Raw genomic sequence first — 24,091 nt, forward strand, 5'->3', positions numbered from 1 at the left:
GGTTTTATATTCTGAAGTTAAACGTCCGTTGGTTTACGAGCGATCCATTTCCAGCAACACCCGGTTTGCAACGGATTCATTAGTAACAAAGTCGGTTAGCAGGCCACCGCGGATCGCACCCAGTAAGGCCCGGCCCTTGAACTTACTCTTCACGATCGCAAAGCGATGCGGAACGGTTAAAATGACGTCCAAAGAGGAACCAAAGAGTTTATCATGACCAGTATTTAGGATGTGACCATAGATATCATATGGACGACCATATAACATCCCGGCAACGTCATCGGGTTCAATGTTACCCAAAATTTCGCTGCGGTGATTACGCCAGAGCGGAATGGAGTCAACTGAGGCCAGTGTCCCAACACCGGCAAATAACAGGTCCATTTTAGCCATAGTGGTAAAGGCGGGTACCAATGCTGGTTCTTCCTTTAACGTCGCACGAGTTGAATCGTTAATGATATACAGTGGGGCGGGAATCGTTCTAAAGCTGGCACCGAATTTAGCGGCCGCCTTTTGCACTAACGGCGTCGCACCCAGAGTGGAGTTGTATTTTAAATTATCACCCATGTACTGCGTAAAGACGAGGTCATCTAAGACTTCAGATTGAAAGTGGTTGATCACGTTGGCAACTGTTCCGCCCCAGCCAACGCCGATGACGTTACTGCGGTGCAGCATATCCTGAATTTCCTCCGCTGCGAACTCCACGACGTTTTCATAGTCTTCATTAGTATTGTCAGCGTCTTTTAAAATAAACGCGTTCTGCAAGCCAAACTGTTTTTTAAAGCGGGCTTCCAGTTCCATATTACGGTCAATGGGGGCATTGATCGAAATCTTGACTAGACCGTTGGATAAAGCATCGTCCAATGCTTTGGTGATCAGGTAACGGCTCAGGTCGTATTTTTTTGAAATTTGCGAAATGGTTAATTTAGATAAGTAGTAGTCACGGGCAATATTAGCCAGTTGCTCGCGAGACTTCGTGTTTTCCAAGTGAGTTCCTCCTATAAAAGTCTGTCCGACGGGTTCATGTACAATGTTCGTCTTCTTTTCATAAATGCGGAATTCAAACTCGGATTCAACATTAATCAAGTTATTTGTGCTTAGTTCTTATCATAGCATGTTCAACCCAAAAAATTCATTTTTTTTGAAAACTTTTATCAGAACGGAAAACATTATTTTAAATATTTAAAAAATCAGATTTATATTTGAAAAAGTTAAAGTATCGGTGTAGACTATAAGAGTAGAAAAGCTTGATAATAAAATCACAAGTGTCAGTTCGAAAGGAATGGTGCGATTGACAGATACTAATGAAATTTTAAAAGTGCATGAGGATCATACGGGTGTTTTAGACATCCAATCTGACCTTGGTGTCCACAATAAGGCTGATTTGGGTAAGGCGTACACCCCTGGCGTAGCAGTGCTCTCAAAGCTGATTGCCAAACACCCAGAGTTAAAAAATAAGTATACGGTCAGTGGTAAGCTAGTGGCTTTGATCACTGATGGTTCCGCCGTTTTGGGCTTAGGTAACATTGGCCCAGCTGGCGGCTTGCCAGTCATTGAAGGCAAGGCTTTATTATATAAAGATCTGGCCGGTATCAACGCCATTCCAATTGCGGTTAATCAAGAATCACCTGAAGAAATCGTTAAAACAATTCAAAATATTTCGCAGTCCTTTGCGGGAATTCACCTAGAAGATATCGCAGCACCAAAGTGTTTTGAGATTGAAGACGCGCTGAGTCAAACGCTCAACATTCCCGTGTATCACGATGATCAAGAAGGGACGGCAATCGTTGTTCTGGCCGGTTTGATCAACGCTGCTAAGGTCGTTGGCAAAGAACTGGCAGACCTGCACGTTGTTATCAATGGCATCGGTGCTTCTGGTTTGGCAACGGCTAAACTATTATATGCAGCCGGCATTACCCATTTGAAGCTGGTTGACGTTTACGGTGTCGTAACCGCCAATGATTCACGCTATAATCATTACCAACGTGAATTTGCCGCTCAAATTGGGACTCGTGACGATCAAAAGGGCCTTAAATTAACGGATGTTATGGATGATCAGGACGCCTTTATTGGCCTTTCTGATCAGCACCTGTTATCCGGTCACGATGTGCAACGGATGGCCCAGGATCCAATTATTTTTGCATTGGCCAACCCAGTGCCTGAAATTGAACCGGAAGAGGCTGCTAAAGCCGGTGCTAAGGTAATTGCGACTGGCTCCAGTCAGCACCCTAACCAGGTCAACAACATCTTATCCTTCCCAGGATTATTTAAGGGCTTGTTAGCCAGCGGGATTACTCACGTTGATGCGCAATTACAATTAGTTGTCGCTAAAGCACTTGCCAGCGTTGTTCCAACACCTACAGCTGAAGAAGTTGTTCCTGGTGTGTTCAACAAGCAAGTTGTTGAGACAGTTAGTCAAGCAGTCGAAGATTACGCTGACGACCAAGATCAGCAGAGAGAATTGGTTACGGAGGATTAAAGTGGACAACCAAATTGTCGATTTATATTTGAATGATCCCAAAGTCAAAAAAGACTGGCAAGCTTTTTTAACCAGTTTGAATATTACTAACTTTGCCGCTAATGAAGTTGATCAAATCGACTACACGATCGGTATTTATAACGGCGATGATTTGGTTGCCACCGGTTCGGTTGCGGGTAACGTGCTGAAATACATTGGCGTGTGCAATAAAGGGGTCACTAACGGTTCGCGCTTTAACGCCATCGTTTCCGAACTGGTAAACCGCCAATTTGCACAGCATATTTATCATCTATTCGTGTTTACCAAGATCAAGTACAGTGAGAGCTTTCAGCACATTGGTTTTAGTGAACTGGCCCATTCAGATGAGGCGGCCTTTCTAGAGACCGGCAGTCCTGACGTGAACGATTTTCTAGCTGAGATTCCTCGAGTCGATGGTCAAAACGACAAGCAGGTTGCCGGCATCGTCATGAACGCCAACCCGTTTACGCGCGGTCACCGTTATCTCGTGGAACAGGCAGCCAGTCAAAATGACCTGGTTTACGTGTTCGTGGTCAATACGGATGCTTCCTTATTTACTACTGCGGAACGGTTCCAGTTAGTTCAGGCGGGTACCGCCGACTTGGATAACGTGATCGTGGTCGACGGTGGTGACTATATGGTCAGTTACGCAACCTTTCCAGCCTACTTCCTAGCGTCACCGGATCAGGCTGTGACCTACCAGACCACGCTGGATGCCCGCATTTTTAGAAACGTGATTGCGCCAGCGCTGAATATCAAAACGCGCTACGTGGGGTCGGAACCATTATCGCGCACCACCAATATTTATAACGAAGTGCTCAACCGGGAATTACCACCGGCAGTTCAGGTAAAGGTAATTGATCGGACACAGACACTCACAAGTGATCAGCAAGTGATCACTGCAACACAAGTCAGACAGTTCATCAAAAATGGTGAACTGAGCAGTTTATCAGACTTTGTGCCTGAAACGACAGCCCAGTTTATCCAGCATCATCTAACACCCCTACAAACAAGGATTCAGGAAGGAATGAACATTGATGGAAATTAAAGAAACAGCTGTTGCTGGTACTTTGGAATCATCAGATATTCAGATTATGATCTCTAAAGCAGCAACCGGGATTCAAATTGATTTACAGTCCGATGTTGAAAAACAATTCGGCGACCAAATTAGAAACGTCATTACGACTACGCTTAACGCCTTAGATGTCACAGCAGCTAAGGTCAAAGCAGTAGACAAGGGTGCGCTTGACTGTGTCATTAAAGCACGCACTATCGCGGCAGTGCAACGCGCTAGCCAGACCACTGATCAACCAGCGTGGGAGGTATTATAATGGCTGAAAATGAAGAACGTTTACGTCGTACAATGATGTTTGTCCCGGGTAATAACCCAGCAATGGTCAAGGACGCCGGTATCTACGGTGCCGATTCCATCATGTTTGACCTTGAAGATTCCGTTTCAATGTCCGAAAAGGATGCTGCCCGTGTTTTAGTATACGAAGCACTCCAGACTCAAGACTACGGTAACGCTGAATTAGTTGTCCGGGTCAACGGTCAAGATACACCTTATTACGCCAACGATGTTAAAGCCATGGTTAAAGCTGGTATCGATGTGATTCGTTTACCAAAGGCTGAAACGCCAGAAATGGTTCACCAATTAGAGGATGATATCTTAGCTGCCGAAAAAGAATTTGGCAGGGAAGTTGGTTCTACTCATCTGATGGCTGCCATTGAAAGTGCAAAGGGCGTCTTGAATGCCCCTCAAATCGCCGCTGCTTCTGACCGGATGATTGGGATCGCCCTTTCTGCTGAAGATTACACCACTGATATGAAGACTCACCGTTATCCTGATGGTGCCGAATTAGTCTTTGCCCGTAACATGGTGCTTCACGCCGCTCGTGCAGCTGGTGTGGCCGCCTTTGATACCGTCTTTACTAACATGGACGATACTGAAGGCTTCTACCGTGAAACTGAATACATTCACCAACTTGGCTTCGACGGTAAGTCACTGGTTAACCCGCGTCAAATTGCAATGGTTAACAAAGTATACGAACCAACCGAAAAAGAAGTGCTGAACGCTAAGAACGTGATCAACGCCATTGAAGAAGCGCGTCTGAAGGGTTCAGGCGTTATCTCGATGAACGGTCAAATGGTTGACCGACCAGTTGTTTTACGTGCTCAACGTGTGATGCGGCTTGCTAAGGCTTCCAACCTAGTTGATGAGGAGGGTAATTACATTGAAAAATAGTGTTAATCGCGACTTACCAGAAGATGTTATGAAAGACTTGAACTACAAACCATTCGAAACGACTGAAATCGGCCACCCCGAAATTCAACGGGTCGCCCCTAAAGTGCACGTTTCCACCGGTGACGACAAGGTTGTTACCTCAATCAAACAAGTCATTAAAGATACCTTAAAAGACGGTATGACCATTTCGTTCCATCATCATTTCCGGAACGGTGACTTCGTCTTTAATACGGTTATGCGTGAGATCATTGATGCTGGTTATAAGGACTTAACTTTAGCACCTTCTTCATTGACCGGTGTGATGAACGATATGGTGATCGAAGCTATCAAGGCTGGTACCATCACTAACATTACCAGTTCAGGTATGCGTGGCTCATTGGGTGACTTTGTGTCACATGGTGGCTTAAAGAACCCCGTTATCTTCCGTTCACATGGTAACCGTGCCCGTGCCATCGAACACGGCGACATCAAGATCGACGTTGCTTTCTTAGGTGTTCCTAATGCGGATGCCCTTGGTAACGCCAATGGTATGGAAGGCGACGCAGTCTTTGGTTCATTGGGTTATGCCTTAATGGATGCCCAATATGCCGACAAAGTTGTTTTATTGACTGACAACATTGTTAGTTATCCAAACACGCCAGCTTCAATCAAGCAGACCCAAGTGGACTACGTGGTTAAAGTTGATAAAGTTGGTGACCCAGACAAGATCGGTTCTGGCGCAACTCGTTTCACTAAGGATCCTAAAGAATTGAAGATCGCCTCAACCGTTAACGATGTGATCGTTAACTCACCTTACTTCAAGGATGGCTTCTCATTCCAAACCGGTTCCGGTGGTGCAGCCTTAGCCGTTACCCGTTACCTGCGTCAAGCCATGATCGACAACAAGATCAAAGCTTCATTTGCCTTAGGTGGGATTACTAAGCCAACCACTGATCTGTTAAAAGAAGGCTTGATCGACAAGGTCATGGATGTGCAAGACTTTGACAAGGGTGCTGCTGATTCCATGCACACCAGTGCCAACCAACAAGAAATCGATGCTTCATGGTACGCTGATCCTGATAACAAGGGTGCCATGGTCGACCAATTAGACGTTGTGATCTTGAGTGCGCTTGAAATTGATACTAAGTTCAACGTGAACGTCATGTCAGGTTCTGATGGTGTTATCCGTGGTGCCATTGGTGGTCACCAAGATGCTGCAACTGCTAAGTTGACCATCATTTCAGCACCATTGGTTCGTGGCCGGATCGCTACCGTTGTCCCAGACGTAACCACCATTGTTACGCCTGGTGACTCAGTTGACGTGTTGGTTACTGAATACGGGATTGCTATCAACCCTAAGCGTAAGGACCTTCAAGAAGCACTTGGTAACTTACCTGGTGTGCCAGTTTACAAGATTGAAGATCTGCAAAAGTTAGCTGAACAAAAAGTGGGCAAGCCAAAGCCACTTGAATTCACTGACCGCACTGTTGCCATGATCGAATACCGTGATGGCTCAATCATTGATACAGTTAAAGAAGTTAAGGACTAAACTTATTCGTTAGACAATTCTCTGAAAGGACTGAGGTTATGGTCGCCATATTTCAAACGGGTCAGCCACAGACAATCACCGATGTGCTGGATAATCGTGATGCGCGGGTGGCACTGCAGCAGCAATTGCTAAAGCAATACCCGATGCAAACACTGATTGCCATTAAGCTGAATATTCCTGGGCCAATTAAAAATAATGATCAGCTTCGGCGGTTATTTTCAGCTGGTATCAACCGGTTTTATGACCAGCTTAAGGCGCAGACACGGCACTTCCAAACGGTGACACAGTGGGACAAACCAACTGGAAATGAACTTTTCATTGTGGTTGAACTGGACCCAACGGCCGTTAAAAAATTAGCGGTTGAATTTGAAGACCATGACCACCTTGGCAGATTGTTTGATGTTGATGTGGTGCACGCCGGCAACGCACGGGCATTATCCCGGTCTGACTTTCAAATGCCAGTCCGAAAATGTCTGCTTTGTAACCGTGAAGCTAAAGACTGTGCGCGTTCCAGACGCCATTCTGTCTTGGAATTACAAACTCGAATCAGTGAGATCTATACCGCTGAATTCGACTCTGATGGAGGACGTCAATGATGGACGATACTCAAAAGACCACACTGGTCAGCGATGCTTTACGGGCATTGCTATACGAAGTGAGTGTCAATCCGAAGCCTGGGTTGGTGGATCCCGTTTCCAGCGGTCCGCATCCCGACATGGACGTATTTACCTTCATCGACAGCGCCGTCAGCCTGCGACAGTACTTTGACCGTTGCGCGACCCATGGCGCAAACTTCCAGGGCGATAACCTGCACGACCTGTTCTTAGGGATTCGGCCGGATGGGGTGGTTGCCGAACACACGATGTTTGGTGCCACTGAAGGGGTCAACACGCATAAGGGCGCCATCTTCTCATTGGGGATTCTCGTGACGGCGGATGCGTATCGCGTGGACCATAACGAATACTCTTTACAAGATATCGTGAAGGCAATGCTGAAAGATCTAACCGTTAATGATTTTAAAGACTTAGATGATAAATCGCCCGAATCGTTAACCGCTGGTGAAAAACAGTATTTAAAATACGGTATTAAGGGTATTCGCGGTGAGGCTGAGGCTGGTTTCCCAACGGTGATGAACGTGGCGCTACCCGCATTACGGAAACACCAGGGGACTAAGAATCAGCGCTTGCTGGATACCTTAATGACCATTGTCGGCAGCACGGTGGACACCAATTTGGTGAAACGCGCGCAAACCGACTCGGTGGTCGACTGGGCGCATCAGCAGTCGCAGCATTACTTTGCGTTAGGCGGTAGCCGAACCGTTCAGGGAATGGCCTTTCTTAACGAATTAAACGCTGTCTTCACCGAACGTAACCTCAGTTTAGGCGGATCAGCTGATCTGCTGATCCTGACGATTTTTATTGGGTTGCGGGAAGAAATTATATAGAGTGTGAGACAACTCGGGTTGATGCCAGAGTATAACAAAGAAGAGTCGAGTTCCCTAGGTTTGGGGAGCTTGACTCTTCTTTGTTATACGGCCGGGATCAGAGTTGCAGAACAGGTTTCGGTAAGATATCAGTATGCAGCAAAAGAGGAGTCAACGTCCAAATAAACGTTGACTCCTCTTTTCATTTATCTTATTAATCAGCTGCACTTTTAGCCAGTTCATCGATCTTATCAAAGAATGCCTCAGCGTGAACGTTGGTAACAAAAGTAATGTCACGCCCGGTATCAGTGATATATGTCCGTCCTTCAGCTGGCGCATGGTCGATCACCGCGCTTTTAACCGGTTTTGAATCCACCAGATCAGGATAGTCACTGACCAGAGTAGTTAAAACGTCCCAGAGATAATAAGTGGAGTTCGCTTCAAACGAATGGACCAGTGAGTAGCCTTGACCGATGAGATCAAGGGCTGGATAGCGTCGCTGTTTCGCCCAGCGAATGCGCAGTTCCTTGGTCAAAGGCACTTGATCAGTACTGTCTAGGCCGACCATGGTAATCTTTAACGGTGAAGCCCAAACCGTTTTAACTGCTTGAGCGTCCCAGTAAGCGTTCCATTCTACGGTACCATCTTGGCCGGGTTCGGAAACGTTGCCTTGGTTGTTCATGGTGCCACCCATCCAGTACAGCTGATCAATGTTGTCGGCGATAGACGGATCGGTCGTTAACGCGCGAGCTAGATCCGTTAACGGGCCGGTCATCACCAAGGTGACTGGTGTATCTGATTGCTTGATAGCATCGACCATATCGAGATGGGCCGGCTTTTCTGCCAGCGGTGTTTGCGGTGCGCCATGTTCATTTAAGATTGGAAAATCGTCAAATGAAAAGGCACTTAACCGCCATTCTTTGGGAAATTGGTGCGCTGGCCGGGAATTAGATTTGGCAACCGCTGCCGGTTTGCGATCAGTGTGGCCGAACAGATCGATAATTTTTCGGGATGCTGAAGAAGCGGGATCAACGTAGCCATCGGCATCGATGACACCGACACCAATTAAGTTAACATCGGGCATCTGCAATAACAGTAAGAGTGAAACGAGATCGTCAACGTTACCATCATGATCAAAATAAACATTGTGCATAAGACAAGGCCTCCACCTATTTTTAGAAAATTTTACGCAGAATTAAGTCAGTAGTCAAGACTGAGGACCATATAGCAAACCAGCCAAGGTTTCCATTTAAAGGGAACCTTGGCTGGTTGTTATAAAACTTTAGTTATTACCAAATTTTAACGCGATCAGCAGGTACCTTATACATCTTGTCACCAGGTTGAATGTCAAAGGTACTAAAGAAGTCATCCAGGTTTTGAACTTGAACGTTGGCACGCAGTTTGGCTGGGGCGTGAACGTCAATGGACAAGAGTAGCTGTTCCCGTTCTGGCGTGGCCTTTTGGCGCCAGATCTTAGCCCAGTTGAGGAAGAAGGCGTTTAGATCCACGTCAGGTTCACCCTTAGCCGCTTCGAGGGCACAGGATAAGCCGCCAGCGTCGGCGATGTTTTCGGAAACCGTTAGTTTACCATTGACCTTTTGGCCAGCGTATGGCATACCATTGAATTCCTTAACCATGTTTTCGGCGAGTTCGTGGAAGTGCTGATTATCAGCTTCCGTCCACCAGTTGTTCAGGCTCCCATTTTCATCAAACAACGACCCATTATTATCAAAGGCGTGGGAAATTTCGTGGGCGATTACCGCGCCGATGCCACCGAAGTTTTCGCTAGAGGACTGCTTAAGACTGTAGAATGGGGCTTGCAAAATAGCAGCTGGGAAAACAATGATGTTGTAAAACGGATGGAAGTAGGCGTTGACGGTGTCCGCACTCATTTCCCAGCGGGTTTGGTCCACTGGCTGGTTCCAGCGAGCAAAGTCATCTTCGTTGCGGATGCGGGTGAAGGTCATCAGGTTTGATAACACCGTTCCGCCATCGCTTGCGGGCGTGACTTTGAATTTACTGTAAAGCGCATCGATCTTATCTGGATAACCCACTTGAATCCCCAGTTTGTCCAGTTTTAAAATCGCCTTTTCGCGGGTTGCTTTACCCAGCCAGGTGTTGTTAGCCAGCCGTTTTTTATAAACGTTGACCATTTTTACGACCATATCATGAACGTCTTTTTTGGCGGTTTCGCCAAAGTATTTGCGGCCATAGTAGTCACCGACAACTTGGTCAAAGACACCAGTGGCGAGATCATAAGCGGATTTAGCTTGGCTGCGGGCTTCCTTACGGCCACTCATGGCCCGGCTGTAAATGGTGCTAGCCTGACGCTGTTCTTCGGTTAAGTAGCCAGACAGGCCCATAACAGCCTTAAACAGCATCCAGCTCTTCATCATCTGGAAGTGATCAGCAGTTAGCAGATCATTCAGTGCATCGAAGTAGGCGGGTTCAGTAGCGATGATCTTTTCTGGGGTACCGTGAACTAAGCTGGTAATTGCAGTTCTCAAGTCCAGTTGATCAGTACTGTTATCAATCTGATCCAAAGTACGTGGGTTATACATCTTACTGTAATCTGCACCTTCTTCAGCTGATTTGACGTGTGGCGCGATCAGTTTATCAAAGGTGGTTGCCTGTTCGATAATTTGTTGCGCCTTAGCATCGTCATAACCGGCGAGTTTGAACAATTGCGCCATCATCTTTTCAAGGACGGGCATCAGTTGTTTAGCCGCCTGGTTATCCTTATCGTAGTAGGTCTTGTCCGGCAAGAACAGGCGGGGACCACTGGCGAATAGAGCGTAATTATGAGACCCCTTCATATCGGAATCAATATCCAGTGAAAACGGTGTTGGTAGACCCGTTAAAATCCAGTCAGCCAGCTGATCACTGAGATCTTGATAGCTGTTGAGGGCTTCAATTCGGTCAAGGTAGGGCTTTAACGGTGCACTGCCATCTTTTTCACGCTTGTCAAAATCACTGACCAGTTCATAAAATTGCTTAAATTCACCCATTTCAGCGTTTTGCGGTTTTAATTTACCAGCTAATAAGTCCTTAAAGTCGGCCATTAAAGTTTTTTCAATGCTATCTGAGAGGTCAGTAAAGCCACCCGTTGTTGAGTGGTCACCTGGGATAGTGGCCGTTTTAAGCCATTCGCCGTTGACGGCGTCGTATAAATCAGTTTTGATTAAACTGTGATCAATTTTATCTGCCATTTGACAACCTCCATATTATTAGACTGTTTTCATTATACTGCAGACTGCTACATTTTGATGCGGGTAGAAAAAAGACGGTGCTAAAGTCGTTAATAACTTTAGCACACGTCAGATTTACGGTAGCTATTCAACCATATGGTGGCTGAACAGTTAGTTTATTCAAATTGTGAAGCTCTTAAACCGGTACGCCAAAAACAAAATGCAAACGGATCGTGAGTCGGCCTTCAGAAAGTTGATTTCAGCTTAAAGCTTCCACCATTTTTTCTCGATGACGGTCACGTCGTTTAAATCTCCCAATTCAAACTTTTCGATATCACCATTGTGAGTCAGGTAAAATACACCGTGACTGGGAGAAGTATTTACCATTCCCGTGACAGCTTGAGACCGGCTTAATGTCAGCTTAATGACCCAGTTGTGATGGTAAGCTTCCGTGATTGTTGATGATAGATTCTGTAATGTCTGTTGCATTGATATCCCCCCGATTCAAAAACTCAGACTCCATTATAGGGAGCCAAAATTTGGAATTCAATCTTGACATTTCGGCAAGGTGAAGCGACGTACTGTTATGTGGCGATTTAGCACAGTAAAATTTTTTTAACAGCGGTTGCGATTAAAATTGACCAATTAATTTGGAACAAATTTTTGCGGTAGCGCTTTCAAATGTGGTAGCATAAAAATAAGAAAACCGATGGAGGTGGCACTCATGTTTGAAAAAATTTTGGTTCCAGTAGATGGCAGTGAAAATGCTTATCGGGCACTTGATGCTGCGGTGGATATCGCCAAACACTATGATTCAAAGATTACCGTTGTGGCGATTGCTAACGATCAAAGCTATACGCAGTACGGGGCAATTTTTGGTGATGATATCATGGCCCATATGAAGGAACAGGCTGAGGCAACACTTAAAGACGCGCAGACGCGGGCGAAGGCTGCCGGCGTGGACGTGGCAACCGATTTTGAAGTTGGCATCCCGAAGCAGGCCATTTCGGAGACGTTACCCGACCTGTTAGATACCACGTTAACCGTTATTGGTAAGTCTGGGGTTCACGGCTTAAACCGTGCAATCATGGGTTCTACGACCTCCTATGTGGTTCGGCGCTCCATCACGCCAGTCTTGGTTGTTGGAGATTAATCGATTAGAAGCAAGCAATTAACGAACGTGTTTTTCCGCCATTATTTGGTAGAAGGGCACGTTTTTTTAGTCAGCTAATTCGCAAGTGCTTTTTCCATAAAAACGCTGAAACTCATGGTAAACTTACTGTAATTTCAACACATGGGGGGTGTGTGAGTTGCTGCGCACATTATTGAAATCAGTTCGTGAGTATCGATTTCAAACGATTATTTCGCCATTATTTGTGGTTTCAGAAACCGCCATTGAGACGTTTATTCCGTTTTTAATGGCGGCCATTATTGATCAGGGTATCCGGCCTGGTCACTTATCAGTGGTACTTAGAATTGGCATCTTATTATTGTTGATGTCAGTGGTATCGCTGACTTGTGGGGCCAGTGCCAGTTGGTTTTCAAGTCAGGCAGCAGCTGGGTTCGCGAAGAATCTGCGGCACGATATTTTTAGTCAGGTACAAACTTTTTCCTTTCAAAATCTCGATCATTTTGCCACTTCCAGTTTAGTGACCCGGTTAACTACGGACATCACTAACATTCAAACGGCTTATCAGATGCTGATTCGAGTGGCAGTGCGGGCACCGTCCATGCTGTTATTTTCAATCATTATGGCTTTCTTGGTGAGCAGCCAAGCCGGCTGGCTATTTGTGTTCGTGGTCCCGGTACTCGCTGTTGGCTTGTTTTGGATCGTTAAGCATTCCCGGCCGCTCTTTCGGCAAGTGTTTAAACAATACGATAAATTAAACCGCGTTGTACGGGAAAATCTCAGGGGAATCCGGGTCGTCAAAACCTATGGGCAGCAGGGTGCTGAAATTTCAAAGTTTCGCCAGTCAGCTAAAGAGATCGCCCAGGTTTTCGCTAAGGCGCAGCGAATCGTGGCGTTCAACATGCCCTTAATGCAGTTCGTCATTAGTACCACGATGCTGATTTTATCGTGGCTGGGGGCGAAGCTGATTGTCGGTAAAACTCTTCAGATCGGGCAATTTGTCAGTTTGTTTACTTATAGTACCTCAATTTTATTTAGTCTTAATATGCTGGCAATGATCTTTTCACAGTTGTCCGTTTCGCAGGCCTCGGCGGAACGGGTCGTTGAAGTGCTGGAAACGGCGCCGGACATTGTGGCACAGCCAGACGCTGAGACGGAAGCTTCCGATGGCAGTATCGATTTTGAGCACGTCACCTTCCGTTATCCCGGCAGTGATGAAGACCAGTTAAACGACGTTAATTTACACATTCCAAGCGGTGCGGTCGTCGGCATTATCGGCGAGACTGGGACCTCCAAGACCACCTTAGTGTCGTTGATCCCCCGGTTATACGATGTGGCCAGCGGGACCGTGCGGGTGGGTGGTAAGGACGTGCGCCAGTATGCGCTGAAGACCTTACGTGATCAAGTGGCCATGGTGCTGCAAAATACGATCTTATTTTCGGGGACGATTCGGGAAAACTTGCGCTGGGGTGATCCGGACGCAACGGATGAGCAGCTGAATCGGGTCCTGCAAGAAGCGCAAGCGAAGGATTTTGTCGATAGTTTGCCAGATGGTCTGGATACTAAGATTGAACAGACCGGCCAAAACGTTTCAGGAGGTCAGCGGCAGCGGTTAACGATTGCGCGAGCGCTGTTAAAGCAGCCGAAGATCTTGATCTTGGATAATGCCACCAGTGCCACCGATACGCAAACGGAAGCCCGCATTCGCCAGGCGTTTAAGCGTGATCTGCCCCACGTCACCAAGCTGATGATCACGCAGCGTGTCGACAGTATTATTGATGCCGACCAAATTATTATCATGCGCCGCGGCGGTATTGAAGCCATTGGCACCCACGTGGAATTACTGGCTAATAATCAGTGGTACCGTGAGCTTTACCAAGCACAGCAGAAGCAGGGCGGGGGTGAGACGCATGAGTAAACGACGTGAGACGTTCTGGCGGCTGTTACGCTTGCTGGTGAGTGATTATAAGGGCTGGCTCAGTATCAGTCTCATAACCATCATTTTAAGCGCTTTATCCGGGGTAGCCGGATCCCTGTTTATTCAGCGGCTGATCGACCACTACATTATCCCGCTGATGCGGGTGGCGAACCCGCGTTTCGGGCCGCTACTATTGGCAATCGGCGTCATGGCGGTGATCTTCTACGTGGGGGTGATTGCCACCGTGATCTATACCCAGATTATGGCAGTGATCGGCCAGCGAATTCAAGAATCAATCAGAGACCAGATGTTTGCCAAAATGCAGACCTTACCGCTGCGTTACTTTGATCAAAATGACTATGGCAACGTGATGAGCCGTTACACTAACGATGTGGACACGCTGATGCAGTTGATCACGCAAAGTTTTCCGCAGTTTATCGTAGCGCTGTTTAACGTGACGTTTGCCCTCGTGGCCATGGTGGTTTTAAGTCCGGTACTGACGTTAGTTTCTCTGGCTATTTTTGCCACCAGTATCATTATCGTACGCTGGCTGACTCATCGCAGTGCGAAGTATTTTCGGGCGCAGCAATCAGCCATTGGGCAACTTAATGCGTTCGTGGAGGAAATGCTGAACGGCGAACGGGTCATCAAAGTTTTTTCCCACGAAAAACCGGTTCAAGCAGCATTTGAAACTTATAACGATGCGCTACGAAACGATGCCCGGTACGCGAACGGTTTTGCCACGATGCTGTTCCCAATTATGGGCAACATGGGGAATTTGCTGTACGTCTTAATCGCGATACTGGGTGGCGGGTTAGCCATTATGCACCCGAACCTGCTGACGTTGGGGACCATTGCTGCGTTCCTGCAGCTGAGTCGTTCTTTTAGTCAGCCAATTGCCCAGATCTCACAGCAGTTAAACGCAATCATTCAGGCGATGGCTGGTGCTGGGCGCATCTTCCAGTTATTGGATGAAGCACCTGAAGATGATCAGGGGACGACGACCTTGGTCAAACAGGGTGACGATTGGTTCTGGCAGCCGGCCGATAAATCCGCTTCACGGATACCGGTGAAGGGGGAGATCACCTTTGCCCACGTTAACTTCACCTATCCGCAGTCACGCGCGGGGCTGCACGATCTTAACTTTGAAGCTCAGGCGGGTGAAAAAATTGCCCTGGTCGGTGAAACTGGGGCGGGGAAGACCACCACGACCAATATGCTGAATCGATTTTATGACATCAGCAGCGGTCAAATTAGGTACGATGGGGTGGACATTGCCACGATCAAGAAGGCCGATTTGCGACGGGCCATGGCGATTGTCTTACAGGACACCCACCTCTTTACTGGCACGATTCGGGACAATATTCGCTATGGTGCTCCCCAGGCAACTGAGTCAGAAGTGATTGCGGCGGCCCAATTAGCCCGGGCAGACGTTTTCATTAATGAACTGCCGGCTGGGTATGATACGGAGATCACGGGTGATGGTGAAGAATTGTCTTCTGGCCAGCGCCAGATGCTAGCTATCGCGCGAGCCGCCATCGTGGACCCGCCTGTGATGATCTTAGATGAAGCCACTTCCAATATTGATACACGAACGGAGCGTTTGGTTCAGGCTGGTATGGATAATTTAATGGCTCACCGAACAACGTTTGTGATTGCCCACCGGCTATCGACCGTCTTTAATGCGGATCTGATCTTAGTTATCGATGATGGCCGCATCATTGAGCGCGGCACCCATGAAGAATTGCTTAAGCAGCACGGAAAATACTATGAACTGTATCAAGGATTAGCCTAAAAAACAGCAAAAAAAGCCTCATTTAAGTGACCATGCATAGTCGCTTAAATGAGACTTTTTTACCTGCAATGCTTGCAAGAAGTAACGAATTACTTCTTGTCGCTCTTAAGCCATTGTTGCAAGTTTGAAATTTCCTTTTGGCGCTTCGCGTCCTTCTTTTGGTTCACTGGACGGCGGCCTTGTACTCCATGTGGATGTGCTTTTCTCATAATGTCTAACCCTCACTTTATAAATCTGGTGTAATCAATCACTCGACCATTTTAACCTATCCACCCACTCAATTGCAAGGGCAGATAATTAAAAGTTTAAAACTAACGGTTAGTTTAAATCTGTCGGCACTTTTCATTCAGCAACTTTCGGTATGATATGATGTATGTGATAAGGTGGTAGTGAAATGATAAATCAAGCAAATAAGACGCATTCTTTGTGGCAACGCTGGTGGCCGTTTTTAGTGGTCATTTTGGGTGCGTTATTAGTTTTTGGTGTGGCACACGATGACAGTCTGTATCAGACACCAATCTTAAAAATTCAATCCATTAAACAAATTAGCTCAACAAAACAGTCTGATCAGTTTCATAATGAGGACCGTCAAGTAGAACAGGAGCTGCACGGTGTGATCACTAACGGCCGTAATAAAGGGAAACACCTTAAAATTGAAAATACCTATTTAAAATCGGAGTCAACGACACTGGGGTATCATACCGGCCAGAAAGTCTTTTTGACGGCGCATCATCATAACGGTCAGCTTTCGGCAACGATCAGTAACCTTAAACGGGATACGGCACTGGCCTTCACTGTCTGGCTGACGGTGAGCCTGCTGTTAGTTCTCATGCGATTTAGCGGGTTAATGGCTCTGACCAGCGTCATTGTTAACGGCATCTTATTCTGGCTAGCCGTGAGCTGGAACGCCGATACGCAGGGTGGCATTGTACTGATGATCTTCGGTGGGCTGGCAATCGTTTTTGCGGCCCTCACATTAGTGATCGTGATCGGGTTCAACCGGCAAATGCTGATGACGTTGCTGTCGACGATTGGCGGGACGGCATTGTCAATCATTGTCGCCTTGATCGTGTTTAGTTTGACCCATGAAAAGGGCGTTTACTATGAATCCATGCAGTACGTGACCCAGTTGCCACGACCGCTGTTTCTAGCTGAAACGATCTTAGGTTCGTTGGGCGCCGTGATGGATGAGTCAACGGATATTATCGCGTCGCTAACGGCGTTAAAAGCCGAAAAACCAGATGTTTCTGCAAAACAGATCTTTAAATCCGGCAGGCAGATCGGTGGCGAAATTATGGGCCCGTTAGTCAACGTGCTCTTCTTTATCTTCGTGGCTGAGACGTTGCCAATGGCGCTGCTTTATTTGAAGAACGCCAATTCATGGAACTATTCCTTTAATATGACCATGTCGTTGGGGGTAGTTCAAAGCCTCATCAGTGGCATCGGCATCGTACTGACGATTCCGTTAGCCTGCGGAATTACGAGTCTCATGATAGGAGGTGGCCGTAAATGGGGACGATTACAGCATTAGGCTTAATTTTACTGATTTGTATGGTCGCTGTGGGTGGTTCTCAGGGACTGCAAGCTTGGATCAGCCTGATCTTTAACTTTGGTGCGCTGTTCTTTGCCATGGTACTCATGGCCTTTCATTTGCCGCCGGTGCTGGTCACGTTAGTAACTGGAATCATTGTACTAGCAATGACGATTTTTTTGGGTGGCAAAGATTCTACCAGCACCATGGTTGCCTTTTACGCGTCCGTGGCGGTTTTGATCCTGTTGGTCATTATCATTATTCCAGTTGAACACTGGGCCCAGATTCAGGGGTTCGGCCAAGAAGACAGTGAAGATCTAGAAGGCATGTCCACCATTTTAGGCATCAGTTACTTAGACGTTGCCATTTCGACCGCTATCTTGAGTACGTTAGGGGCGATTGCTGAAGCCGCCATTGCGATTGCGGCCGGGTTAGCCGAAATCTTGGAACAGCACCCTAAGATCACGCTTAAAAATCTGCAGGGAGCCGGCTTCAGAGTTGGGTCACAGATTATTGGAACCACGTTTAACACGTTGTTCTTTGGCTTTTTTGGTGGGTTTTTGGCGCTGTTCATTTGGTTTGCCGGGGTCCACTACTCGATGGGTGAGATCTTAAACGATAAGATCCTTGTTGGAGAAGTGCTGATGGTGCTGTTTTCAATGATGTCAGTCATCGCCACGATTCCACTGACTACTTGGGCGATGGTCGCTAGTGAACGGCAAGCCCGTAAAAAGTTTGTTAAATAAAAAAATAGGATAAGGGAGTCAAAATGCGACGGTATTTTGATTCCCTTTTTTGATACATTAAAGCGTCGCGCAAAAAACGCAGCCATCAGGAGATGACTGCGTTTAGTAAAACTACAATTCTGGAGGGTGGCAATAGCAAAATTGCTACGTCAATCCTGGCTTGATATCTAGACTATCGATTATTTGTCGTCGGTTTCTTTTCTTCTGAGACCAAACAGACCCAATAGGCTCAGCATGATCAAGCCAAGCACCCCTGCAGTTTGAGTTTGATGCGATTGTTCGTTAGTTTGTGGTAGTTGACCGCTAGTAGTTTGACGCGTTTCATTTGAATTCGTTGCCGTTTCATTAGGCATTGCCTGACCGGCAGCTGATTGACCAGCAGTTGTGACTGCACTGGATAAGTTTGTCGTCGGTTGCTGACCAATTGCGGATGAAGAATTGGTAGCAGAAGTATTCGGGTTGGCTACTACGGTGCCGTGATCAGTTGATTGACTGGTGTTCGAGTCTGCTGACTTAGTCCCATTTACACTTGGGGTCGTGGCTGTTTTGCTGCTTGACCCTGATGGGGTTGTTGGCGTGGTTACCGCAGTACCTGGTTGAGTGGTTGTATCAGTAGGTGAGATAACGTTTCTATCTTGAGAGTTGTTATCTAGATTGCCTGAGTTACCAGTATCACTAGGATTGCCAGTTTGCCCATTATTATTACCAGGGTTTGGTACGTTCGAAGTGTTTGAAGTATAGGTGACATAACCGGCATCGCCAGAGGTTGCCTTAGGATCATTGACGGTGATTGAGCCATCTGGGTTAACGGTTGCGAGAACTGCTGATTTATCAGCCGTATAGCCATCGATCACTGGCACTGGAACAGTAAAGATATCGCCAACCCTGCCACTTACATTAGAAACCGTTTGATTTCCCTGGTTGCTTGGAATCGTGACATCAGCAGTGGTTTGATTGCCAATGTAGATGATTGAGATATCTGAGGGATTCTCAGGCTTAGTCCCCATAATCATGGGGTCAGCTGCAGGAACTTCTGTAGTATCTGTTGTATAGCCACTGATAGTTGGAACGTCAAGGCTTGGATACCAGCTTATTGGGGTGTAGACGACAAACGAATTGTCCTTAAATGGGACTCCAACCCAATATACTGGTTGAACAACATCAGGGGCAAGTGATTTGCCATTGCTATTTACCAAATGAATGGTTCGAGTTGTAACTAGAGTTGTTGAAAGAGGCAAAGTGACGACCTGATTTTTTGTTGCGTCGGCATCAAAGTTAATTGGGGCACCCACCGCAGTCAGTAAGTCTTTAACCGGGCCTACCAAGGCATCGCCCAGAGGGACCAAACTCGTGATTGCGGTAGTATCGTAATTAATTTTACTGCCAGATTCACCAGTAGTCGTCCAATTTTTATCACCGACTTGGACGATCACTTTTTGAAGGTTATCGGCAATGTTATCTGTGTCGCCGGCCTTCAAATCTGGGGTATTAACAGTATCAATAACTTTTCCGGAAACATTGGCTACAGGTTGATTTTCCTTACTATCACTAGTAACCACAGTCGGTGATTCGTTACGGCTACCTGGATTGCTTAAATCCGTGGAAGCTGCACCTGACTTATCAGGTGCAGGAACAGTAGGATCAACTGTTGGGGTTGATGTTGCTGGTGCCGGAGTAGCAGGTGATTTCAAAGCAGTTGGTGTATTAACAGCCGCTTGCTTACCCGCGTTAGATGCTGTGTGAGTATCAGCTGGCTGTGTTTGTGAATCAGGGGTTGTGGCTGCAGCCTGACTTTCAGTAGGGTTATCACTGGATACGCTATTCGTACCAGCAGCCTTATTCATTTGGATTGATGTATCAGCATTACCGGTTGCGGCTGGAGTATTGATAACGACTTCAGTGCCTGATGTAGTTGTTGGTGCAGATTGACTAACGTTGGCGGTAGGGTCATTAGTCGTAGTTTCTGCCGCATTAGCAGTCGTGCTAGTGGCAAATGAAATTCCAGCAAGAGTCGCCAGGGTAATACCCATAGCTACCCATTGTTTACCTCTCTTATAGAGCTTTACGTGATACTTATTTTCAGTAAATGATGATTGTAGATTATTTTTTGACATAGTAAATTGCCCACTCCTTTTTATTTAATCCCTCGTTACAAAAAAGTAACAGTATTCTACCCTCCGACATTAAGATAACATAAATTAATAATGAAGTGGCTAAATATGCTTAAAACAATAATCTGTAATAATCACTTGCTTATCAGTATTCGTGGACATGTTTTGAATGTAATCAGTAAATACAAAAATTAAGTTTCTAAGAATCATTTTATATAAATGTGTCTTTCAGATAATCAATATCCGTACTTTGACCCATAAATGATCAATCAAAAAAGCAGCTCCCTTCATCAAAGAGAACTGCCATTGCATGCAGACATCGTTTATTACGTTTTGTCATGCACCTTTGAGTTAAATTTTAAGATTAGTCAACGTCAACTGCATTAGCGTATGCCCAGTACTGCTTAGCATTCTTAGCAGTGCTGAAGGTGAACCGGTACCAAGTTGTACCAGCCTTATCCTTAACACCCTTGTTGTTGATGTAGACGGTTTTACCAGCGGTAGCCTTAACGGATGACCAACTGTATTTTGACGTGTTGGCGTAGGCGTTTTTAACGTGGTTATAGAGTCTGTAATTAGTGTATTGGCTGGAAAGCTTACCAGTTGCAGTGGTCTTAGTGTAGGTAACTTTGTCCAGTTCCGTAGCGGTTGCTGAACTGCTTGGTTTTGAAGCCGAGCCATTAAAATTATCGTAGTAGTAAGAGTGGACTAATTGATAGAAGTCACTCATCTTGTAACTTTGACCAAAGTACCGCTTACCAGTGGTTGCGTAGTAACCAACGGGATCGGTATGGTCTGAACCACCTAGGTGCTTAGCAACGGAACCGTGAGACCAAACAGTACCCTTACCATCATAAGCGGCATCGTTTGGTTTCAAGCCGTATTGGTGAAGCAGGTAGGCGGTGTACCAAGCGGCGTTAGAGATTTCGTGGGCAAAGGCACTCTTGCTGTGAACCTCGACTTGTTCGAATTGAACGAAGCGTGAGTTACCAGGGAAACCAACACCCCAAGCTAAATACTTGGTATTAGCAATGTTGATGATGTGTGAGGCATCAACGAATGAATGGACGAAAGCACTGCGGTAATGAGACTTCATATAAGCGATTTCGTTATAGATCGTTGAATTCGGGTTGGCAGTTTCGTGCACAACGACACCCTCTGGTTTACCAACACCATGACGGTAAGCATTTTTAGGAAAGCCACCCCAAAGTGCACTGGTAACTTTAGCGGGTTTGATATTTTGACTGGAAATATAATTATTTACAGCTGAACTGGCATGAGCAGTGGTGGTACTAGCGGTTCCCACTGTGAATAATGTCAGCAAGCCGGTAAGAAGTAAGGAAAATTTTTTCACACTAATCATCTCTCTATAAACAAATTTTTTAATGAACGGTCGATTCATTCTCTGCGACTATACTACCGATAATAAAGACCCTTGACAAGTAAGTGAAAGCCAAGAAAGCCTAATATTACAGTCATAGACACTGCTTTAGCAGGCTAAAGGGGGCTTGTTTTCATTCATGTTAAAAACAAGTAACAAAACTTTCAGTTGGTGGCTGTTTGTTACAAAATAAAGACCACATCAAAAAGCCGAGTTAACTTAGACGCAAACTAACTCGGTTCCAATTTAAGTTAATGGCTGGCTACGAGGCTAACGTGACGCCCTTGGCCTGACATTCAGGACAAATGCCGTATAGCTCGATGTGACACGCGTTAAAAGTATAACCAGATTGCTTTTTAGCCGTATTTTGGAGCATGCCGTCAATTTGTGGCAGGTTAGGATCATAAATATCGGTGACCTTACCGCAGTTTTCACAAATGGCATGATAGTGGGGCCGACCAAAGAAATCGTAGCGCACACCACCGTTTTCGTTAGGAATTTCAATGACGATTCCTAGTTCTACAAATAGCTTTAGAGTATTATAAACAGTGGCTAGACTCAGCGATGACATTTGGGGTGCCAGTTCCTTATAGATTTCCTCAACTGGTGGATGATTTTCATGATTCATTAAGTAGTCTAGAATTAGTTTACGCTGGGGCGTGATCCGCACGTGTTGTTCACGGAGTTTTTGAAGCGCAGTACTAAGAGTATCGTCAGGTGCTTTCATGATAATAGTCTCCTTTCAGATTAGATTAATTATTAGTTATCTTCATTTAAACACTTTTCTTAGAAAAATTCCAGAGAACATCATTTTAAATTGACTAACAGCTGAAAACTTTGAAGTTCGTTTTGGGCAAATTCAGTCATGTAGGTTTCAATTTCTTCTACTAATGATTGATTATCCTTAGCCACTTGGGTGATGGTGAGCTGGGCCTTTTTAAAATTGGCATTCGCTGGTGCTAAATTGACGATGGCCAGCAGATCATCCTGCTGCTTATCGCTGACGCCCCAGGTGAGGGCTTGATCGTTCATGATCGTGCTCATTTCGCGGTTGACGTAGTTCGCTGTTTCAAGCATTGATTCGGTCGGATGACCGGCTTGACGCAGGGCGTTCACGTCCTTAACTTTAAAATTGGTCAGCCAATCTAGCTGGTAATGCGGTGTTAAGATTGGATGGTAAAGTTCAAATTTGGCCATGTCCATACTTCCTTTTTGTAAATAGATGCCCTAAAGTGTAACACAAAATAGTGGTGATTCGAAAGGGTTTAATTCCTCGTAAAATTAATCACAAACATTTAGCGATGATATAAAAGTCGGCCTAGACCTGTGCTATAATTAACGGGTAGAAATTAACTATAAGCATAGTGGAGGATTGAACATGATCGAAACATTTTTAATCGGTACCTATACGCATAAGAGTAGTGAAGGTGTCTATGAACTGCAATTAGACACAGACAAGCAGCAGTTACAAAACCTTGAATTAGTTGGCCGTGCTGGGAACCCAACCTACGTTGCTGAGTCCAAGACACACAAGGTTTACGCAATCGATGCAGAGTCAGCAGATGGCAAAAAGATTGGTGGCTTAAAGGTCTTTGATGCTGCCGAAAAGCCGTTTAAGGAATTGGATAAGAACCTGATTTCAGGACCTAATCCAGCCTATGTTGCCGTTGACGAAGACCGTCAATTGGTCTTCACGGCGAACTATCACACTGGTGTTGTGACGGTTTACAAGATTGCGGCGGATGGTACCCTGACGACGGCTGACACCGTTCAGCATACTGGTAAAGTGGGCCCTGCGCCTGAACAGCAAGACGGCCCGCACCCGCACTTTGCTGACTTAACGCCTGATAAGCGGTTAGTTTGCTGTGATTTAGGTGAAGATACCGTCTATCTTTACGATCTTAGTGATGAAGGCAAGCTCACCGAAAAATCACGGTTCAAGTGTGCTGCCGGGTTTGGCCCACGGCACATCGTGTTCAACACCGACAAAAACGTGGCTTACCTAGTCGGTGAACTGGGCAGTGGCATTGAAGTATTGGACTACGATGCTAAAGCTGGTCAATTCACGTTACGCGAAGAATTGAAGACGATTCCCCGTGACTGGACGACTCATAACGGTGCTGCAGCTATTCGGCTATCCAGCGACCAGAAGTTTGTCTATGTCTCCAACCGTGGCTACAACTCAATTGCCACGTTTAAGGTTGAAGATAATGGTGAATTATCATTGATCGATGAGATTCCTTCAGAGGGGGATTTCCCACGTGATTTTAACTTCAACGCGGATGAATCTTTCATCATCCTGGTTAATCAAAATACCGATAACGCCACCCTTTACAGCCGCGATGCTAAGAGCGGTAAATTAACCCTAGTTCAAAAGGGCTTTGAAGTTCCAGAAGGGGTTTGTGTCGCACCCGTTAAATAAGTAAAAAACGGTTTATAAATAAGATTCATCTAAGCGTTCTCATTTTTAAAAGCCCGTGCCTATCAAGTTTAGGACACGGGTTTTTGAGCTATATTAGAACTTGCTAAAATCGGTTATGAATCCCTATAAATCGGTATTGGAAGCGTTACAATGTCCTTGGATAGAAACCAATAAGGATAG

Annotated in this window: 21 protein-coding genes; 13 read left to right on the forward strand and 8 right to left on the reverse strand. The window is 45.9% G+C overall.

Translation table 11 applies throughout. The annotated features are described in order from the left end of the window. Window positions 1-33 precede the first annotated feature (33 nt). Window positions 34-984, reverse strand: a complete 951-nt coding sequence (locus CES79_RS00355; protein ID WP_089135976.1) for a sugar-binding transcriptional regulator — start codon at window positions 982-984, stop codon at window positions 34-36. 295 nt (window positions 985-1,279) lie between these two features. Between CES79_RS00355 and CES79_RS00360 the strand changes: the two genes are divergently transcribed. The 7 genes from CES79_RS00360 to citG are packed head-to-tail and all read left to right on the forward strand — an operon-like array spanning window position 1,280 to window position 7,711. Then, complete coding sequence (locus CES79_RS00360; protein WP_054653639.1) at window positions 1,280-2,476, forward strand: NAD(P)-dependent malic enzyme; 1,197 nt, start codon at window positions 1,280-1,282, stop codon at window positions 2,474-2,476. A 1-nt stretch (window position 2,477) separates the two neighbouring features. Next, entirely contained in the window at window positions 2,478-3,542 is a 1,065-nt protein-coding gene (gene citC, locus CES79_RS00365; protein ID WP_089135978.1) for a [citrate (pro-3S)-lyase] ligase, read from the forward strand. After that, window positions 3,532-3,825 carry a citrate lyase acyl carrier protein gene (gene citD / locus CES79_RS00370; protein WP_054653643.1) on the forward strand — a complete coding sequence of 98 codons (294 nt, stop codon included), beginning with the start codon at window positions 3,532-3,534 and terminating at the stop codon, window positions 3,823-3,825. Before citC ends, citD begins: the two co-directional genes overlap by 11 nt. Further along, window positions 3,825-4,739, forward strand: a complete 915-nt coding sequence (gene citE / locus CES79_RS00375) for a citrate (pro-3S)-lyase subunit beta (RefSeq protein ID WP_054653645.1) — start codon at window positions 3,825-3,827, stop codon at window positions 4,737-4,739. The genes citD and citE overlap by 1 nt, the downstream gene beginning before the upstream one ends. Further along, window positions 4,729-6,267 carry a citrate lyase subunit alpha gene (citF, locus tag CES79_RS00380; RefSeq protein ID WP_054653647.1) on the forward strand — a complete coding sequence of 513 codons (1,539 nt, stop codon included), beginning with the start codon at window positions 4,729-4,731 and terminating at the stop codon, window positions 6,265-6,267. The genes citE and citF overlap by 11 nt, the downstream gene beginning before the upstream one ends. A 38-nt stretch (window positions 6,268-6,305) precedes the next feature. Next, window positions 6,306-6,863, forward strand: coding sequence for a citrate lyase holo-[acyl-carrier protein] synthase (citX, locus tag CES79_RS00385; RefSeq protein ID WP_089135979.1), 558 nt, complete (start codon window positions 6,306-6,308; stop codon window positions 6,861-6,863). Beyond that, a complete protein-coding gene (gene citG, locus CES79_RS00390) occupies window positions 6,860-7,711 on the forward strand; it encodes a triphosphoribosyl-dephospho-CoA synthase CitG (RefSeq protein WP_054653649.1) in 852 nt (283 codons plus the stop codon). Before citX ends, citG begins: the two co-directional genes overlap by 4 nt. A 193-nt stretch (window positions 7,712-7,904) precedes the next feature. On the opposite strand, the gene CES79_RS00395 is transcribed toward citG, so the two are convergent. From CES79_RS00395 to CES79_RS00405, 3 genes are all read right to left on the reverse strand, one after another. Continuing rightward, a complete protein-coding gene (locus tag CES79_RS00395; RefSeq protein WP_054653651.1) occupies window positions 7,905-8,843 on the reverse strand; it encodes a nucleoside hydrolase in 939 nt (312 codons plus the stop codon). 136 nt (window positions 8,844-8,979) lie between these two features. Further along, entirely contained in the window at window positions 8,980-10,899 is a 1,920-nt protein-coding gene (locus CES79_RS00400) for a M13 family metallopeptidase (protein ID WP_089135980.1), read from the reverse strand. Between the two features lie 243 nt (window positions 10,900-11,142). Then, window positions 11,143-11,367 (reverse strand): hypothetical protein, encoded by a 225-nt coding sequence (locus CES79_RS00405; protein WP_089135981.1) that lies wholly within the window; start codon window positions 11,365-11,367, stop codon window positions 11,143-11,145. A gap of 235 nt (window positions 11,368-11,602) precedes the next feature. Here CES79_RS00405 and CES79_RS00410 point away from each other — a divergent pair, with 235 nt between their 5' ends. The 5 genes from CES79_RS00410 to CES79_RS00430 all read left to right on the forward strand — a co-directional run bounded on the left by CES79_RS00410 (window position 11,603) and on the right by CES79_RS00430 (window position 17,997). After that, window positions 11,603-12,031 (forward strand): universal stress protein, encoded by a 429-nt coding sequence (locus tag CES79_RS00410; protein ID WP_089135982.1) that lies wholly within the window; start codon window positions 11,603-11,605, stop codon window positions 12,029-12,031. 157 nt (window positions 12,032-12,188) lie between these two features. Next, window positions 12,189-13,925, forward strand: a complete 1,737-nt coding sequence (locus CES79_RS00415) for an ABC transporter ATP-binding protein (protein ID WP_054653657.1) — start codon at window positions 12,189-12,191, stop codon at window positions 13,923-13,925. Next, on the forward strand, window positions 13,918-15,720 hold the full coding sequence (locus CES79_RS00420) for an ABC transporter ATP-binding protein (protein WP_089135983.1): 1,803 nt from the start codon (window positions 13,918-13,920) through the stop codon (window positions 15,718-15,720). Before CES79_RS00415 ends, CES79_RS00420 begins: the two co-directional genes overlap by 8 nt. Window positions 15,721-16,114: 394 nt before the next feature. Then, window positions 16,115-17,251, forward strand: a complete 1,137-nt coding sequence (locus tag CES79_RS00425; RefSeq protein WP_089135984.1) for a YibE/F family protein — start codon at window positions 16,115-16,117, stop codon at window positions 17,249-17,251. Then, window positions 17,230-17,997 carry a YibE/F family protein gene (locus tag CES79_RS00430; RefSeq protein WP_089135985.1) on the forward strand — a complete coding sequence of 256 codons (768 nt, stop codon included), beginning with the start codon at window positions 17,230-17,232 and terminating at the stop codon, window positions 17,995-17,997. The genes CES79_RS00425 and CES79_RS00430 overlap by 22 nt, the downstream gene beginning before the upstream one ends. A gap of 179 nt (window positions 17,998-18,176) precedes the next feature. Here CES79_RS00430 and CES79_RS00435 read toward each other — a convergent pair whose 3' ends face one another. The 4 genes from CES79_RS00435 to CES79_RS00450 form a co-directional block, all read right to left on the reverse strand. Further along, window positions 18,177-20,111, reverse strand: coding sequence for a KxYKxGKxW signal peptide domain-containing protein (locus CES79_RS00435; RefSeq protein WP_089135986.1), 1,935 nt, complete (start codon window positions 20,109-20,111; stop codon window positions 18,177-18,179). Between the two features lie 361 nt (window positions 20,112-20,472). Then, the gene (locus tag CES79_RS00440; protein WP_089135987.1) at window positions 20,473-21,471 is read right to left on the reverse strand and encodes a peptidoglycan recognition protein family protein; all 999 of its coding nucleotides are present in this window, start codon (window positions 21,469-21,471) and stop codon (window positions 20,473-20,475) included. 280 nt (window positions 21,472-21,751) lie between these two features. Further along, the gene (locus CES79_RS00445) at window positions 21,752-22,216 is read right to left on the reverse strand and encodes a Fur family transcriptional regulator (protein WP_054653665.1); all 465 of its coding nucleotides are present in this window, start codon (window positions 22,214-22,216) and stop codon (window positions 21,752-21,754) included. An 80-nt stretch (window positions 22,217-22,296) separates the two neighbouring features. Then, the gene (locus tag CES79_RS00450; RefSeq protein WP_054653667.1) at window positions 22,297-22,686 is read right to left on the reverse strand and encodes a hypothetical protein; all 390 of its coding nucleotides are present in this window, start codon (window positions 22,684-22,686) and stop codon (window positions 22,297-22,299) included. Window positions 22,687-22,867: 181 nt separating this feature from the next. On the opposite strand from CES79_RS00450, the gene CES79_RS00455 reads away from it, so the two are divergent. Beyond that, window positions 22,868-23,911 carry a lactonase family protein gene (locus CES79_RS00455; RefSeq protein ID WP_089135988.1) on the forward strand — a complete coding sequence of 348 codons (1,044 nt, stop codon included), beginning with the start codon at window positions 22,868-22,870 and terminating at the stop codon, window positions 23,909-23,911. The last annotated feature ends 180 nt before the right edge of the window (window positions 23,912-24,091 follow it).

The sequence above is a fragment of the Secundilactobacillus silagei JCM 19001 genome (genome assembly GCF_002217945.1).
Lineage (GTDB): Bacteria > Bacillota > Bacilli > Lactobacillales > Lactobacillaceae > Secundilactobacillus > Secundilactobacillus silagei.